This is a genomic window from Luminiphilus syltensis NOR5-1B, from assembly GCF_000158175.1.
GTDB lineage: Bacteria > Pseudomonadota > Gammaproteobacteria > Pseudomonadales > Halieaceae > Luminiphilus > Luminiphilus syltensis.
The window spans coordinates 958,329-973,752 of record NZ_DS999411.1; the positions used below are offsets into that span (position 1 = coordinate 958,329).

Below are 15,424 nucleotides of genomic sequence, written 5' to 3' on the forward strand. Positions count from 1 at the left end.
TCAGATCAGGCAGCCAGTCCGGTCCGCAACTTCTTCATGGCGTTGGCTTCAAGCTGCCGAATTCGTTCGGCGGAAACACCGTGCTCGGCAGCCAGCTCGTGCAGAGTCGCCTTTTTCTCCGCCAGCCAACGGCGCGCCAAAATGTCCTGACTGCGGGCATCGAGCTGCGCTAACGCCGCGTGCAATCGCGTCTCGTCATCGGCGCTGGAATTCGCAGCCTCAACCGCCACCGCGGGGTCAGAAGACAGGTCTTGCAGATAATGCTGCGGCGCCTGCCACGCGTCATCGTCATCGGCATCGGAGGGCGCATCAAAAGCCATATCGCGGCAGGACAACCGCCCTTCCATGCGCTGAACCTCGGCCTCAGGAACGCCCAGATCTTCAGCAATGGCCTGAGTTTCACTATGAGTCAACCAGCTGAGATTTTTCTTCGCACTGCGAAGGTTGAAAAAGAGCTTACGCTGCGCCTTGGTGGTCGCGACTTTGACAATACGCCAGTTACGGAGGATGAACTCGTGCATCTCTGCCTTGATCCAGTGAACTGCAAAAGAGACCAGCCTGACCCCCTTGTTGGGATCAAACCGCTTCACCGCCTTCATGAGGCCCACGTTGCCTTCCTGAATAAGATCGGCTTCCGCAAGTCCATAGCCAGAGTAGCTTCGGGCGATATGCACAACAAAACGCAAGTGAGCAAGTACTAACTCACGCGCAGAGGCAACACATTCGCCATAGTATAGCTTTTCAGCGAGCGCTTGTTCGCGCTCTGCCGACAACATTGGGATGGTACCTACCGCCTGGATATAGGCCGGGAGATTGGCCCCCGGCGCCATGCTCAAAGCAGCGCCGTGTCCCAGTGAGAGGGCTTTGTCTGAAGCTGCCACTGTTAGATCCTCCGTTGTTAACCGCGCAAGTTTAGCACTCTCTCTTAGAGAGTGCTAACCGGTAAAAGTTCCTCTCATGCAGCCCCGGTTACCGGCTCTCAGCGAGGCTCCACCCGGCGCAAATGCACTGCTGTTGCCTGCCACGCGCTCATCAACCCGACGGCACCGCCAATCAGTACTAACTGTAATGCCCCGATGGCACCCAAACCCATGAGCACCTTATCGCTGTCATAGAGCCGCAACAGCTCGTTAACCGGAGGCGCTAGGAGCCATAGCAGTCCAAATACGAGGCCGCTGGCGATGACGCCACCGCCAATGCCATACCACAGCCCGGTGTATAGAAACGGGCGGCGCGCAAAACCGTCGCTGGCGCCAATCAGCTTGATAACGACAATCTCAGCGCGCCTCGCTTCGATTTCGAGGCGAATGGTATTCGCAAGTGCCAAAAGGGCACCCACAAGCATCATGGCCCCTATGGCATAGGTCAATCGGCGGCCAAATTCCAGTGCGCTGATCAGACGCTTGATCCATCGCGTATCGAGAACCACCTGCGACACTTCCGGCATACGATCGAAAACTGCCGCCAGATCAGCCAGCGCCGCCGCACCCATTGCTATCGGTCGTACCACAACCGTATGCGGTAACGGGTTGTCGTCAAGTGTAGCCACTACCGCTGACAGCCCTGTGTCCGCCGCAAATTCTTGCAGCGCCCGGTCAGCGGGTATAAGTGTCGCAGTCGCCACATCGCTGCGCTGGGCCAGATCAGCAACAAAGTCTTCGGCGGCGGCCTCTTCGGTATCGGCTTGCAAAAACAACGAGAATTGGGTTGAGCGATCGACACCGGCGGTTAGCCGGTCAATATTATCCAGCGCCACCAGAACCGTCGCGGGTAACGCCAGAGAAATGCCGAGGACCAGCCAGGTCAACAGCGTGGATATCGGTGTCAGTAGTTGTTTGTTAAGGCTCTCATAAGCCGACTGTCGATGATGATGCAACCAACTGTTAAAGCGAGACCGCGGACCCGCCCCCAAACCCTTCGCCTGTGCGCTCATCGACCCTCACCCTCTATGAGTCGACCCTCATGCAGGGTAATGATGCGATGGCGCATTCGCGAAATCAGTGCGAGATCGTGACTGGCAATCAAAACCGTGACGCCTACACGGTTAAACGCCCGGAACAACTCCATAATCTCTGCGGAAAGATCGGGATCGAGGTTTCCTGTCGGCTCATCGGCAATGAGAATTCGGGGACGGGCGACAACCGCACGGGCGATACCGACCCGCTGCTGTTCGCCACCGGACAGTGAAGCAGGATTGGCTCCCTCGCGATCGAGCAGTCCGACCTTGTCCAGAGCGGCACGTGCGCGGCGATTGACATCCCGGCGACCGAAGCCCGCTATGACAAGCGGTAGCGCCACATTGTCGAAAACGCTTCGATCGAACAGCAGTTGGTGGTCCTGGAAGACAATCCCGAAATTGCGCCGGTAAGCCGCAATACCGCGGCGCTTGATAGCGCTGGTGGGGCGCTGGTTTACCGATAATTCGCCCGAACTGGGACGATCCAGTAGTAGTAGCAGGCGCAACAGCGTGCTTTTTCCGGCACCCGAATGCCCGGTGATGAAAGCCATCTCCCCGGTATCGATGGTGAGACTGATATCGCGCAAGGCATCATGACTCTCATAGCGCTTGCTAACCCGCTTAAACTCAATCATTCACTGTCTCGCGACGGGTGGGCGTCAAACAGCGCATCCACAAAGTCTCGCGCCACAAAGGGTCGTAAATCCTCAGCACCTTCGCCAATACCAATGAACCGGATGGGTCGCCTCAGGCGCTCGGCGATCGCAAAAGTGACGCCACCACGGGCAGTGCCATCGAGCTTGGTCAGTGCGATACCCGAAACGCCGATGGCGGCATCGAACTGGACCGCCTGGGAAACCGCGTTCTGTCCCGTCCCGGCGTCGAGCACGAGCAGCGTTTCGTGGGGGGCGTCGGGGTCGAGCTTCCGCATCACTCGAACCACCTTTTCGAGCTCGTCCATCAAATGGGATTTATTCTGTAATCGGCCCGCCGTATCGGCAATCAGTACATCTGCACCGCGAGCCCGCGCCGCCTCCAGCCCGTCAAACAGCACCGAGGCACTGTCGGCACCCGTATGCTGTGCCACTACCGGCACTCCGTGGCGCTCTCCCCAGGTTTGCAACTGTTCGACAGCGGCCGCGCGAAACGTATCGCCCGCCGCGAGAATGACCTTTTTACCCTCCCGCTGGAAGCGATTCGCCATTTTGCCAATGGTGGTGGTTTTGCCCGCTCCGTTGACGCCGACGACCAGAATAACGAACGGCTTTTTGCCCTCAACCGACAGCGGCTGCTCGCAGGGCTCGATGATATCCAACAGCGATGCACGCACCGCCGCCATAACGGCTTCGGCATCGGCGAGTTCCTTGCGCGACACCCGGGCGGTCAAGTCGTCGATAACCCGGCTGGTGGCCTCAATTCCCAGGTCCGATTGCAACAATTGCGCTTCGAGGGCTTCAAGCAGGTCGGCATCAAGCGCTTTTTTGCCCAGGAAAAGATTGCCCAGTCCTTCCGCGAACTGGCTTCCCGTCCGGCCCAGGCCCCGCTTCAAACGGGTATAAAAGCCGGTCTGCTCGCCGTCCTTCGCCCCCTCTACCGACGCGGGAGGTTCATCGTGCTGCGCCTCAGGCACGACGTCCGGCGCCTGATCCGCTGGTGTCACCGCCGGCTCAGGCGGAGACGCTGATTCCTCGGTGCTGGTGGCGGGTTCGGCCTCGGGCACTTTTGCCTCACTCGACCGACGTTTGAATAGCTTCATTAAGACGGGCTCTCTATGCTTGAATATTCTATGCTCGGCGACCTCCGGTTTTGACGGCCGGCGCTGCATGGTAGCACTGGATGAGGGGCGCAGAAATGCGGCGTAAACAGAGCATTAAAAATCGCGACGGTGGTAACACCGCGCGTCGCAAACTGCGGATCATAGGCGGCACCTGGCGCGGTCGCACCCTGGTGTTTCCTGACCTTGAAGGCCTTAGACCGACTCCGGATCGCGTCCGGGAAACGCTGTTCAATTGGCTGGTTGCCCATATCACCGGTAGTCGTTGCCTCGACCTGTTTGCCGGCAGCGGTGCATTGGGTCTGGAGGCGCTCTCCCGTGGCGCCGCCCGTTGTGATTTTGTGGAACGGCATCGCCTGGCGGCAGAGACCATCGAACAGCACATAAGACAACTCGATGCCGCTGATCGCAGCCGAGTCGCCGTTGTCGATGCGAGCGACTTCATTTCCCGCAGCAGACCTATCGATAGCGGACACGATCAAAGTGGACCCTTCGATATTGTGTTTATCGACCCGCCGTTCGCTGACGCGCTCGTCGCGGGTATCACTCAGCAGTTGATCGCCGCTGATTGCCTCAAACAGGGATCGCTGGTCTATATTGAGCAATCCACCAAAACGGCCGAAGCCGATCTCGATCAGCGCCTGGCGTTATTGCGGCAAAAGCGGGCGGGGGAAGTCGACTACCGGCTCTACCAATTTGATAACTCCGGATCGCTTTCAGATTAGTGCGCGTTTGTGTAGGCTGAAAACTGACTAAAGGACACCATTATGCGCACCCACACCGTCGTCTATCCGGGCACTTTCGACCCCATTACCAATGGACACGTGGACCTGATCGAACGTGCAGCGCGACTCTTTGATCGCGTCGTTGTTGCGATCGCTACCAGTGATCGGAAGGGACCGCTATTTGCCATTGAAGAACGGGTGGCGTTGGCGAAGACGGTTTTGAGCCACCTCGATAACATCGAAGTCACGGGCTTCAACATCCTGCTCACGCGATTCGTCGAGCAATATGACTCTAACTGCGTGCTTCGTGGCCTGCGGGCGGTCGCGGATTTTGAGTACGAATTCCAGCTGGCCAATATGAACCGAGCCATAAAGCCTGACTTTGAAAGTGTTTTCCTGACACCGGCTGAGCATCTTTCCTATATTTCATCATCACTGGTGAAGGAGATTGCCTCACTGGGTGGCGACATAAGTCCGTTCGTGCCCCCTCCGGTAGCCACAGCGCTTCACGAGAAATTTCCCGACGCTCAGCGCTGACAGGTTTTGCAGAATACCGTGCTGCGACCCCCCAGCCGGGTCTCGGTCAGCGCGCTTTCACAGCGACGACAAGGCTGTCTCGCACGACCGTAGACGGCCAGTTGTTGGGCAAAATACCCCGGCGAGCCATCGCCGCCCACAAAATCCCTCAATGTCGTCCCCCCCTGCTCGATGGCGCCGCCAAGTACCTGCTTAATCGCATCGCCCAGGGTTTCATATCGCTTGAGGGCCACCCTGCCAGCGGCGCGATCGGGTCGGATACCGGCCATAAACAGGGCTTCGTTGGCATAAATGTTACCGACCCCCACAACGATGCGGCCGTCCATCACAAACTGCTTCACAGCGGTTTTGCGGCCCCGGGAGCGCCGGTATAGCAATGCGCCGTCAAAGTCGCCCGAGAGGGGCTCCGGACCGAGGTGGTCGAGCAGGGCGTGGTGGTCATCATCGACCCAGTGAAAACTGCCGAAGCGACGCGGGTCGTGGTAGCGCAGCGTCAATCCACTGGAGAGGCCAATATCAACATGATCATGAAACATCACCGGCGTATCGGCGCTCACCAGGCGCAGTGACCCGGACATACCCAGATGAATCATCAAAACGCCATGATCATGGTCGAGTAGCAGATATTTAGCGCGTCGGCGCACCGCGGTGAAGCGGCCACCAACCAGCCGGTCCAGGTCATCGGGTACCGGCCACCTCAGGCGGCTATCCCGCACGTCCACCGCAACAACGGATTGCCCGATGACATGGGGAGCAATCCCTCGACGAGTGGTTTCTACCTCCGGTAACTCAGGCATAACCGGCTCCAGTACTGGGAATTCAGGTCCAGAAAAACAAAACCCCGGCAGCGCCGGGGTTTCTGGGTTTTGATCGGAAAGCGGGTTACTTGATCTTGCCTTCCTTGTACATCACGTGCTTCCGAGCCACCGGATCGTACTTCTTCATCTCCAGCTTATCGGGCGTCGTGCGCTTGTTCTTGTCGGTGGTGTAAAAGTGGCCCGTACCCGCCGACGAATTCATTCTAATCTTCTCTCGCATGCCGCTCTCCTCAGTACTTTTCGCCGCGGGCGCGAAGCTCCGCCAGCACAGTTTCTATGCCGCGCTTGTCGATGACGCGCATGCCCTTGGAGGACACCCGCAATGTCACAAAGCGGTTCTCGGACTCAACCCAAAAGCGATGATTGTGCAAATTGGGCAGGAACCGGCGACGGGTGCGATTTTTCGCATGCGATACGTTGTTTCCAGTGATTGGGCGCTTACCCGTCACCTGACAGACTCGGGACATCGTGCTATCCATCGATTTAAAAAAAGGGTGCGCTTTATAGCAGACGGCCTGCTTTGACGCAACAGCGATGTCAACATTCACCAAGACTGGCCAGGGACACGGAGTCGCCAAAACCCACAATAAAATGGTCCAGCAAGCGGATATCAACCAACGACAGGGCTGAGGAGAGCCGACGCGTCAGCTGCCGGTCCTGCTCGCTCGGAGCCAGCGCACCGCTCGGGTGATTGTGCGCCACAATCACTGACGCGGCATCGTGAAGCAACGCGCCTCTGACCACTTCTCTGGGAAACACCGCAGCCCCATCGATAGTGCCAGCAAACAAGTCCTCAGCGACAATAAGGCGATTGCGGGAATCGAGGTACAGCGCACTGAACACCTCGCGTCGCTGTTTGCCCAACCGGCGCTGAAGGAACCGCCGGCACTCGACCGCAGAGGCAATAAGGTCGCGTTGGTAAAGGCCGGCTTCGGCCAGCAAGTCACCGAGCTCGAGCGCTGCGATAAGCCGCGCCCTGGCAGCGTCATCGATACCACCAATGGCCGATGGGCCCCCGATAATCCGGCGCATGAGCGACCGCAGACAATCGTTATTTTCGCGCAGTGCGTTGGCAAGGCTTACACCGGCCTCCCAGGGGTCGAGGCCCATCGCCCGGGCCAGCAGCGGTACACGAACATCTTCAGACCACAGGGATTCACCGGATTTACTGTGAATTGGCGCATTCATTTCGGCCTTCCTGGTATTCATGAGCGATGTTAGCTGCTAGCGTTGCGGGCAGTGTGTACGCGAACCTGTGTCAATGGGACATCTATTCAATCGCAACATCATCATCGGCGTTACGGGCGGCATTGCCGCCTATAAAAGTGCCGAACTGGTCCGGCTGTTAAGGAAGTCAGGCGCCAGCGTGCGTGTCATCATGACCCGGGGCGCCCAGGAATTTATAACGCCGCTAACCCTGCAGGCGCTTTCAGGAATGCCCGTTCATACCGAACTCCTTGATGAAGAGGCAGAACTGGGTATGGGGCATATCGAACTGGCACGCTGGGCCGACGCGCTGCTCATAGCCCCGGCGACTGCCGATGTGATTGCGCGACTGTGCCATGGACGCGCCGATGACCTACTAACCACTACCGCACTGGCGACACCGGCACCCCGGTTTATCGCCCCCGCCATGAATCAGCAGATGTGGGCTGATGCCGCGACCGCCGACAACATCCAACTGCTTCAGCACCGCGGTTTCACTATCGTGGGCCCCGAAGCGGGAGATCAGGCCTGTGGTGATATCGGGCCCGGCCGTCTGCTCGATCCTGAGGCCATTGTCGAGACCCTTAGCGGGTCGTTTGCCCAGCAGAAGCTGGCGGGGCGGCGGGTTGTCATTACCGCCGGGCCCACGCGGGAACCCATTGATCCGGTGCGTTTTCTGAGCAACCACAGCTCGGGGAAAATGGGTTACGCACTGGCGAGAGCCGCAATGGAGCAGGGCGCAGAGACGGTGCTTATCAGTGGCCCGGTGCAACTCACGCCGCCCGATGGGGTTGTCCTCATCAAGGTCGAAACCGCCCAGGAAATGCTTGCCGCCGCCGAGCAACAGGCCGCGGGTGCTGACGTCTTTATCGGTGCCGCCGCCGTTGCTGATTACCGGCCCGTCGCCTGTGCCGACCAGAAACTGAAAAAGACCGATACGACCGACTGGCAGCTCCCACTCACCCAGAATCCTGACATCATTGCCAGCGTCGCGCGCCTGGGGCAGCGCCCGAAAATGGTGATTGGTTTCGCCGCGGAAACCGAGCGCGTGGCCGAGCACGCCCGTAGTAAATTAACCCGCAAAGCGCTTGATCTGGTGATAGCCAACGACGTCTCACGCCCGGATATTGGCTTCAACAGCGATCACAACGCAGTACTGCTCGTCGATGTCGAGGGCGATACCGCTCTACCGATGGCGAGTAAGCACGTCGTTGCGCAGCACATCGTGGCCGCTGCCGCAGAGTGGCTGGCCAAGGGCGATAGAGTGCCGGATAGGGTGTCCTCATGATCCAGACCGAGCAGCGGGCCAGTGACAAAGCGATAACCGTTGAACGCGACGCCCTGCGACGCCTGTGTGTAAAGGCACTGCTTCTCGGGCTGCTGCCTGCCTTGATCGTATTGTTATGGATTTTATTGATCCGCGAACCGGGGCTCCAGAGTGGCGCCGCGGAGCAGCTCGGCTCCACGTTGGCCGGGCAGCGAGCAGGATCGATACACGGGGTGCTGGAGAGTTTCCAGGCCCGTCTGCAGGCGCTATCCCATCGGGTTAACGGGGCCGCTGCGGACACTGATTTGAATCCCTCAGATCTCGGCTTCCCCGAAGCCAGCGTGCTCAACATTATCCCCCTCGACGATCGCGGTACGGTCGGGCTGGATCCGGAATTCTGGGGTATTGAATCCCATGTAGCGATTGACCTTATCCGACAGGCCCAGTCGGGCAATATCAAGCAGATCGAAGCCATAAAACGCGATGGGCGATGGCACGTATTGATGGCGCAAGGCTTTGATTTTCGGGGCCGATCGGCAGCGACAGTCGCGCTGCTCTGGATACCGAGCGACCGCTTTGGCGCGATCCTCAACCAGGGCGAGTCGCTGGGTACCTGGGCTCTGGTGCAGCAACATGGCGGAGGGCCGGAGCAGTTGCTGGCTGGAACAGCCATAACCGGGTCAGGCACCTACTCCGCGGACGTTAAAAATACCCCCTGGCAGGTACTTTTCAGGCCAGCGGATGCGCTTTTGGATCAGACACGGCCTGGCTCTTTACTGCTGATGATCGCGATTGCCGCGGTGCTGGTGTCGGGAGCCGCTGGTGCGTATCTGCTATTGATCGGACTACCGAAAGAAATTGCCAGGGAAGCAAAAAGAATCCTGGATTTAAGCGGCAACAACCACAACATTGCGTTGCGCGTGCCACAATTACAGCCATTGGCGACACTGCTGTACCAGCTGAACCACCTCAACCGACGCAAGGTGCGGAGCCCGATGCGGGTGCGATCGGATCATGAGGATGCTGCGTCATCACCCCGCGCCGAGACCACGCCGATGTCAGCATTTTCGACACCACCGGTGGCTTCCGTGGAAGAAGTGGACGAAGCAACGGATCAGCCTGACACGGAAGCGACTGCAGCAACCCCGGTTCCCGAAGAGGCCACGCCAGAATCGTTTGCATCCATCATCCGTGCACATGGCATTCGGGGTGAGGTCGATGCGATCATGAATGACGCCACCATGAAACAGCTTGGATTTGGTCTCGCCGACCTCGCGAAAAGCCACAACATTTCAACGCTTCTGCTGGCAATGGATGCCCGACCGAGCGGTAAGCAACTGCACACCACCCTGGCCCAGGCACTGCTCGCGGGTAACTGCGATATTGTCGATCTCGGCACTGTTCCCCTGCCCTTGCTGCACTACGCTACCGCCACAGGAGATGTGGACTCCGGTATTGCCATCACGGGCGCCGGTGCTCCCCGTTCGGTCAATGGTCTGGACGTAATCATCGCCGGCAACGTGATTGGCAAAGTAGATCTGGACGCACTGCAAGCCTTTGCTTCCGATGAACACAGCGGTGGTGGCAAGGGTCACTTCACCGGCCGTGACATCAGACACGATTACCTTGATAAAATCGCGGTAGACATCGGCCTGGGTCTGCCCCTGAAACTGGTCGTCGACCATCATTTCAGTGCGACATCCCTGGTCGCGAGCGATGTGTTCACCGCCATTGGCTGCGAAGTGATCAGCATCGATGATGCGAATACCGATACGGCACCGGGCACCGAGTTGACCCTGCAGGAGCGTATTGCCGCTCTTGCGCCACAAGTAACATCCCATGGCGCCGATCTTGGTATCGTCTTCGATGCGGAAGGCGAACAAATTCATACGATCACCAATCGTGGCAAACCGGTCCACGCGGAGCACGTATTGGCGCTTCTGGCGCAGGATGTTCTTGAGCGCCACCCGGGAATCGATATATTGCACGACCTGCGTGCCAGTCGCACCACCACGCAGCTGCTGGCCAAAGCCGGAGGACGGGTCTTACCCACCGCCAGTAGTAATGCCGTCATGGCTGCATCCATGCGCGACACCGGCGCACTGATGGGAGGTAGTGCCGATGGCGCTATCTATTTTAACGACCGATGGTACGGAACGGCGGATGGCATCTACGCCGCATCGCGTTTGCTCGAACTGCTGGGCAGCTCACCAAGCAGCTACGATGATCTGATCAACGACTTACCGAGGATCTCCCCCCAACTATCGGCGAACCTCGCTTGCAGTGACGAAGACAACAGGAAGCTTTTCGCCGCCTTGTCTCGTCATACTGGGCTCGCAGAATCACGCCTGACAATGAAGGACGGACTTCGCGCCGATTTTCACGATGGATGGATCGCCGTTACGCAGAAACGCGCCGAAACCGGGCTCATCGTTACGGTTGAGGCGAATGATGAAGCGGGCCTTGAGCGGCTAGCTGGAAAAATCACGGCGATACTCAGCGATATCGAGCCGAGGTTTGCTTTAAACTTCTGACGCATTAACCCCTCTTTGGAGCACCGCGCAAATGTCACTGCAACGCGATGACGCGGAAAATTTTGCCCGGGTACTGACCGAGTCACTGCCCTACATCCAGCGCTTTACCGGACGCACCTTCGTCATCAAGTTCGGTGGCAACGCCATGGTGGATCCCGCCCTGCACGAAAGCTTTGCCCGGGACGTTGTGCTCATGAAACTGGTGGGTATGAATCCCATCATTGTGCATGGCGGTGGCCCGCAGATCGGCACTCTGTTGAAGCGACTTGATATTCAGAGTGAATTCGTCGACGGCATGCGTGTCACCGATGAACACACCATGGATGTGGTGGAGATGGTGTTGGGCGCCAGCGTCAACAAGGAAATCGTCGACAGTATCCACCGAAATGGCGGTCGGGCAATGGGTCTGACCGGCAAGGACGGGCAATTGCTGCTGGCGCGCAAACTTCGAGGTAACTGGGGCAGCGATGGGCAACGGGATATCGGGCAGGTAGGTGAGGTCGCCAGTATCGACACCGATGTGCTCAATTTACTGCTGAAGAGCGATTATATTCCCGTTATTGCCCCCATCGCAGGGGGCGAGGATGGGCGGACCTATAACATCAACGCTGATCTTGTCGCGGGAAAACTCGCCGAGGTGTTAAAAGCAGAAAAGCTCATGCTGCTGACCAATGTCCCCGGGTTAATGGACGCTGACGGCAATACGCTCACCGGCCTGAGTACGGCGCAGGTAGATCAGTTGATCCTCGATGGCGTAATCACGGGGGGTATGCTGCCAAAAATCCAATGCGCACTCGATGCGGTGAAAGGTGGCGTGGTCAGCGCCCATATCATTGATGGCACCGTTGCACACGCGGGGCTGCTCGAAATCTTTACTGACGAGGGCATAGGCACGCTGATCACAAATAAATTGAACGGCTGAGGCTCATCGGCATTGCGCCGCGTACTCTGAGTAGCTAGCATCAGGGACTCTTAATGCAATCCGGTCTCCCATGCCCCCACGACGCTCAGATCGCCGCGATCAAATCTTGCAGGCCCTGGCTGAGATGCTCGAGGCAAACCCGGGCGAGCGGATTACCACCGCCAAGTTGGCCGCCAAAGTCGGCGTATCGGAAGCGGCGCTCTACCGACACTTCCCTTCAAAAAACAAGATGTTCGAAGCGTTGATCGAGTTCGTCGAAGACACGCTCTTCAGTCGAATCAATCGCATCGTGGCCGAAGAAGAAACCGCCATGGAGCGCTGCCGCAAAATCGTCCTGCTGTTGTTGAGTTTCTGCGAGCGAAATCCGGGAATTACACGGGTGCTCAACGGTGAGGCTTTAATTGGCGAGACCGAGCGACTGCATATCCGCGCCGCTCAGGTCTTCGAACGGCTCGAAACCCAGTTGCGACAAACGCTGCGGCAGGCCGAACTCGAGGAAAACCAGCGTCCCACTCTGGCGTTAAACGACGCCGCCAACCTGTTGCTCTCCTGCGCCGAAGGGCGGATTGCCCAGTACGTCAGGAGTAACTTCCGAAAATCACCCACCGTCGGCTGGAACGAACAGTGGTTAATCCTGACCACCGGCTTTATGCGCGATACACCGGGAGCAGCAGAACGCCCCGCCATCAATCACGGCTGACGTCGGTGGTTTGGCGCTCCATGGTGCGCCGGAGCTCAATCAAATACCGCAACTCAGCGAGACGGTCTATGTCCTTCTGGTAACTGGCGTACACCGCGTCAACCTCGGACTGACGATCCTCGATCGCGTTTTCTGTCGACGCAATTTCGTTTCTGGCGCGTTCTATCGCGGTCAGGTCGATCTCTGCCGGTTCACGGCCGCTGCGCTCCGCCTCAGCGATGTTGGCCTGATGCTGGGCCGCCTTCGATATGAGGCTGCGACGATTGCTTTTCAGGATGGCAATACGCACACGCAGGTCATCAACCACCCGGTCCCGAGCCGCCTCAATGTCAGCCGCACTGCTATAGCGTCTCAGTAGCGATTCATCCCAGGCGCGCAAGCGCTCAGCCTCCGCCTCCGCTTCGCTCTGGCGTTGTCGCGACTCGATGCTGTTTGCCTTCTCCTCGCCGGTCAGCGCTCCACGGACGACGTCAATAACAATGCCGCGCTCATTCAAAACCTCGTAGCCGTTGTCAGCAAATTCCGGGGGAACCTGCCAGTCGATCACCGTGACCCCTTCATCATTTTTATAGCGATAAAGGTTACCCGAGCCGGCGACCAGCGCGACTGACCACAGCACTGCAACGATGGTGACCGCCGTTCTACGCACCGTACTGATCCCGATAGCGCTGCATCGACTCAAGGTGCGCCCGATCGGCACCGGTATCCTCAAGCCAACGAATAATATGGTGCAAATCAATCACGCTGGTGACGGCAAGCCCCAACTCCTCGGTAGCTTCCTGGACCGCTGATTTGTCCCCCTGCCCCCGCTCGGCTCGATCGAGCCCGATAATCACCGCCGCGGGCTCGGCGCCAGCGCTCTTGATCATCGCGACCGACTCCCTGATCGCAGTGCCCGCGGTGATGACATCATCGACGATAACCACTCGCCCCCTGAGAGGGGCACCGACCACCGTTCCGCCTTCGCCATGAGCCTTTGCTTCCTTTCGGTTGAACGCAAACGGCAAATTGGTGCCCTGCTTGGCCAGTGCCACCGCTGTTGTAGCGACGAGGGGAATACCCTTGTAGGCAGGCCCGAAAAGCATGTCGGGCGCCACTTCAGCCGCCAGCAGGGCAGCGGCGTAACACTCTCCAAGAGTAGCGAGAGCTTCACCCGTATTAAACGCACCGGCATTAAAAAAATAGGGTGAGATACGCCCGGATTTCAGCTCAAATTCGCCGAATTTCAGCACGTCACACGCGACTGCCAGCGTGATAAAACGCGCTCTGGCATCATCAATATCCATTCCTTCCCAACCCTTTTGCTTCGGTGCAAGCCCTACTGACTACCAACTAGACCACAGTTTTTAACGGTATGCATAGTGATCAACCCACGATTTGGCTTATCATATCTTCCATTCAGAGGGTGGACTACCAATGCGCATCATCAGTTTGGCCGTCGACGGGCTGGAAACAGCGCGTGACGCCGGTGTTTTCTCGTGGCTAAAGCAGCAGGATGCAGACGTTATATGCCTGCAGGATACGCGATGCTCCGAGTACTCACTGAAGGGCGACGAATTTTTCCCCGAGGGTTACAACGCCTATTTCTGGGACGACATCGATGATCACCGGCGCAACGGTGTAGCGATTTACTGTAAAGCCATGCCCAAGGCCATAATGACGGGCCTCGGCTTCCCTGAATTCGATGCCCGCGGTCTTTACATCCAGGCCGACTACCAGAACATCAGCATCGGCTCGCTGCTAATGCCCGCCGCCGCCAACGACCCACAGGGCCTCGCTGAGCGCGCCGCATTTATGGAGCAGTTGGCAGCGCACTTACAAAAAATCCGAAACAAACGCAGGGATTTTATTTTCTGCGGCGGCTGGGGAGTGGCGCACGAACCCATCGACGCTGAGGAAGCGGGAAATCGAATCGACATCCCGGGTTTTTCTGACAAAGACCGACGTTGGCTAAATTCGCTGTATCAATCCGGTTATGCCGACGCCTTTCGCGCCCATAACAGCGATCCCGATGAGTTCACCTGGTGGCCCGAGGGCGATGATGCCGGGGGGGTACGCACCGATACGCAGATCATATCGAGCGATCTGGTGGCCCATGTGGATTACGCCGCGATCTATACCGCTGATACGTTCTCGAGCCACGCGCCAGTGATTATCGACTACGACGTAACCCCGTAATCACCCCTCGCTCAATACCGCCCGCTGTGCGGCGCTAATCTGCGACGCGGCCGATACCGCCAGATCAATCATGGCATCCATCTCGGCACGATTGAAAGTCGCACCCTCAGCAGTGCCCTGCACCTCAATCAGTCCACCCGACTCGGTAACCACGACGTTCATATCGGTATCCGCTGACGAATCCTCAATGTAATCAAGATCGGCGACCGGGAGCCCCCGCCAAATGCCCACCGAAATCGCTGACACCAGGTGTAACAGCGGGTCATTGGCCAGATCACCGCTTCGTTGCAAGCGGTTTAAGGCATCGACAACCGCAACGCAGGCGCCGGAGATCGCAGCCGTGCGCGTACCGCCATCGGCCTGAATCACATCACAGTCTACGGTAATGGTGTATTCACCCAGCTTTTTCAGGTCAAGGGCAGCGCGAAGTGACCGGCCAATCAACCGTTGAATCTCCACGGTCCTGCCGGACTGTTTGCCGCGAGCGGCCTCGCGCGCCATTCGCGATCCGGTGGAACGGGGTAGCATGCCGTACTCTGCGGTGAGCCAGCCCTCGCCGCTGCCGCGCAACCAGGGGGGCACGCCGGGAGTCACTGATGCCGTGCAAATGACCTTGGTATCACCAAACGCAACCAGAACAGACCCTTCTGCATGGCAGGTAAAGTTCCGGGTGAAACTCAGTGGTCGTAATTCTCCAGCGCTGCGTCCACTGGGTCTTTTCGGCGTTGCATTCATGGTTGCCTCTCAGGATCGGGAGTTTGCTGCTAGACTTTCTTTTTTTGGGAACAGGGGGTATGTGGTGACAC

18 protein-coding genes are annotated in these 15,424 nt (G+C 58.3%); 7 read left to right on the plus strand and 11 right to left on the minus strand.

Features of this window, described 5'->3' with window-relative positions:
- Positions 1 to 5 precede the first annotated feature (5 nt).
- The 4 genes from rpoH to ftsY all read right to left on the minus strand — a co-directional run bounded on the left by rpoH (position 6) and on the right by ftsY (position 3,713).
- Positions 6 to 830, minus strand: coding sequence for an RNA polymerase sigma factor RpoH (gene rpoH, locus NOR51B_RS04285; protein WP_040482339.1), 825 nt, complete (start codon positions 828 to 830; stop codon positions 6 to 8).
- Between the two features lie 149 nt (positions 831 to 979).
- A complete protein-coding gene (gene ftsX, locus NOR51B_RS04290; RefSeq protein ID WP_009021511.1) occupies positions 980 to 1,933 on the minus strand; it encodes a permease-like cell division protein FtsX in 954 nt (317 codons plus the stop codon).
- On the minus strand, positions 1,930 to 2,592 hold the full coding sequence (ftsE, locus tag NOR51B_RS04295) for a cell division ATP-binding protein FtsE (RefSeq protein ID WP_009020799.1): 663 nt from the start codon (positions 2,590 to 2,592) through the stop codon (positions 1,930 to 1,932). The genes ftsX and ftsE overlap by 4 nt, the downstream gene beginning before the upstream one ends.
- Positions 2,589 to 3,713: a signal recognition particle-docking protein FtsY gene (gene ftsY, locus NOR51B_RS04300; protein WP_009019521.1), complete on the minus strand. Its 1,125-nt coding sequence runs from the start codon at positions 3,711 to 3,713 to the stop codon at positions 2,589 to 2,591. The genes ftsE and ftsY overlap by 4 nt, the downstream gene beginning before the upstream one ends.
- Before the next feature lie 95 nt (positions 3,714 to 3,808).
- Between ftsY and rsmD the strand changes: the two genes are divergently transcribed.
- A complete protein-coding gene (rsmD, locus tag NOR51B_RS04305) occupies positions 3,809 to 4,456 on the plus strand; it encodes a 16S rRNA (guanine(966)-N(2))-methyltransferase RsmD (protein WP_009018965.1) in 648 nt (215 codons plus the stop codon).
- Positions 4,457 to 4,498: 42 nt separating this feature from the next.
- Positions 4,499 to 4,993 (plus strand): pantetheine-phosphate adenylyltransferase, encoded by a 495-nt coding sequence (gene coaD / locus NOR51B_RS04310; RefSeq protein ID WP_009021231.1) that lies wholly within the window; start codon positions 4,499 to 4,501, stop codon positions 4,991 to 4,993.
- On the opposite strand, the gene mutM is transcribed toward coaD, so the two are convergent.
- From mutM to NOR51B_RS04330, 4 genes are all read right to left on the minus strand, one after another.
- Positions 4,984 to 5,790 (minus strand): bifunctional DNA-formamidopyrimidine glycosylase/DNA-(apurinic or apyrimidinic site) lyase, encoded by an 807-nt coding sequence (gene mutM / locus NOR51B_RS04315; protein WP_009021337.1) that lies wholly within the window; start codon positions 5,788 to 5,790, stop codon positions 4,984 to 4,986. The two genes, coaD and mutM, sit on opposite strands and share 10 nt — an antisense overlap.
- An 85-nt stretch (positions 5,791 to 5,875) precedes the next feature.
- Positions 5,876 to 6,031 carry a 50S ribosomal protein L33 gene (rpmG, locus tag NOR51B_RS04320; RefSeq protein WP_040481754.1) on the minus strand — a complete coding sequence of 52 codons (156 nt, stop codon included), beginning with the start codon at positions 6,029 to 6,031 and terminating at the stop codon, positions 5,876 to 5,878.
- A gap of 10 nt (positions 6,032 to 6,041) precedes the next feature.
- Complete coding sequence (gene rpmB / locus NOR51B_RS04325; RefSeq protein WP_040482341.1) at positions 6,042 to 6,278, minus strand: 50S ribosomal protein L28; 237 nt, start codon at positions 6,276 to 6,278, stop codon at positions 6,042 to 6,044.
- A gap of 70 nt (positions 6,279 to 6,348) precedes the next feature.
- Positions 6,349 to 6,999, minus strand: a complete 651-nt coding sequence (locus tag NOR51B_RS04330) for a JAB domain-containing protein (RefSeq protein ID WP_050759413.1) — start codon at positions 6,997 to 6,999, stop codon at positions 6,349 to 6,351.
- Between the two features lie 73 nt (positions 7,000 to 7,072).
- Between NOR51B_RS04330 and coaBC the strand changes: the two genes are divergently transcribed.
- The 4 genes from coaBC (at position 7,073) to slmA (ending at position 12,440) form a co-directional block, all read left to right on the plus strand.
- A complete protein-coding gene (gene coaBC / locus NOR51B_RS04335) occupies positions 7,073 to 8,305 on the plus strand; it encodes a bifunctional phosphopantothenoylcysteine decarboxylase/phosphopantothenate--cysteine ligase CoaBC (protein WP_009020623.1) in 1,233 nt (410 codons plus the stop codon).
- Positions 8,302 to 10,818, plus strand: coding sequence for a phosphohexomutase domain-containing protein (locus NOR51B_RS04340; RefSeq protein ID WP_009020920.1), 2,517 nt, complete (start codon positions 8,302 to 8,304; stop codon positions 10,816 to 10,818). The genes coaBC and NOR51B_RS04340 overlap by 4 nt, the downstream gene beginning before the upstream one ends.
- A 31-nt stretch (positions 10,819 to 10,849) precedes the next feature.
- Positions 10,850 to 11,740, plus strand: coding sequence for an acetylglutamate kinase (argB, locus tag NOR51B_RS04345; RefSeq protein ID WP_009019099.1), 891 nt, complete (start codon positions 10,850 to 10,852; stop codon positions 11,738 to 11,740).
- A 70-nt stretch (positions 11,741 to 11,810) separates the two neighbouring features.
- Positions 11,811 to 12,440: a nucleoid occlusion factor SlmA gene (gene slmA, locus NOR51B_RS04350; protein ID WP_009021677.1), complete on the plus strand. Its 630-nt coding sequence runs from the start codon at positions 11,811 to 11,813 to the stop codon at positions 12,438 to 12,440.
- Here slmA and NOR51B_RS04355 read toward each other — a convergent pair.
- Complete coding sequence (locus NOR51B_RS04355; protein ID WP_009021193.1) at positions 12,427 to 13,089, minus strand: hypothetical protein; 663 nt, start codon at positions 13,087 to 13,089, stop codon at positions 12,427 to 12,429. The genes slmA and NOR51B_RS04355 overlap by 14 nt on opposite strands.
- Positions 13,082 to 13,726, minus strand: a complete 645-nt coding sequence (gene pyrE / locus NOR51B_RS04360; RefSeq protein ID WP_009019935.1) for an orotate phosphoribosyltransferase — start codon at positions 13,724 to 13,726, stop codon at positions 13,082 to 13,084. Before pyrE ends, NOR51B_RS04355 begins: the two co-directional genes overlap by 8 nt.
- A gap of 130 nt (positions 13,727 to 13,856) precedes the next feature.
- On the opposite strand from pyrE, the gene NOR51B_RS04365 reads away from it, so the two are divergent.
- A complete protein-coding gene (locus NOR51B_RS04365) occupies positions 13,857 to 14,618 on the plus strand; it encodes an exodeoxyribonuclease III (RefSeq protein ID WP_009020907.1) in 762 nt (253 codons plus the stop codon).
- Here NOR51B_RS04365 and rph read toward each other — a convergent pair whose 3' ends face one another.
- On the minus strand, positions 14,619 to 15,353 hold the full coding sequence (gene rph, locus NOR51B_RS04370; RefSeq protein WP_040481757.1) for a ribonuclease PH: 735 nt from the start codon (positions 15,351 to 15,353) through the stop codon (positions 14,619 to 14,621).
- Positions 15,354 to 15,424: the final 71 nt, after the last annotated feature.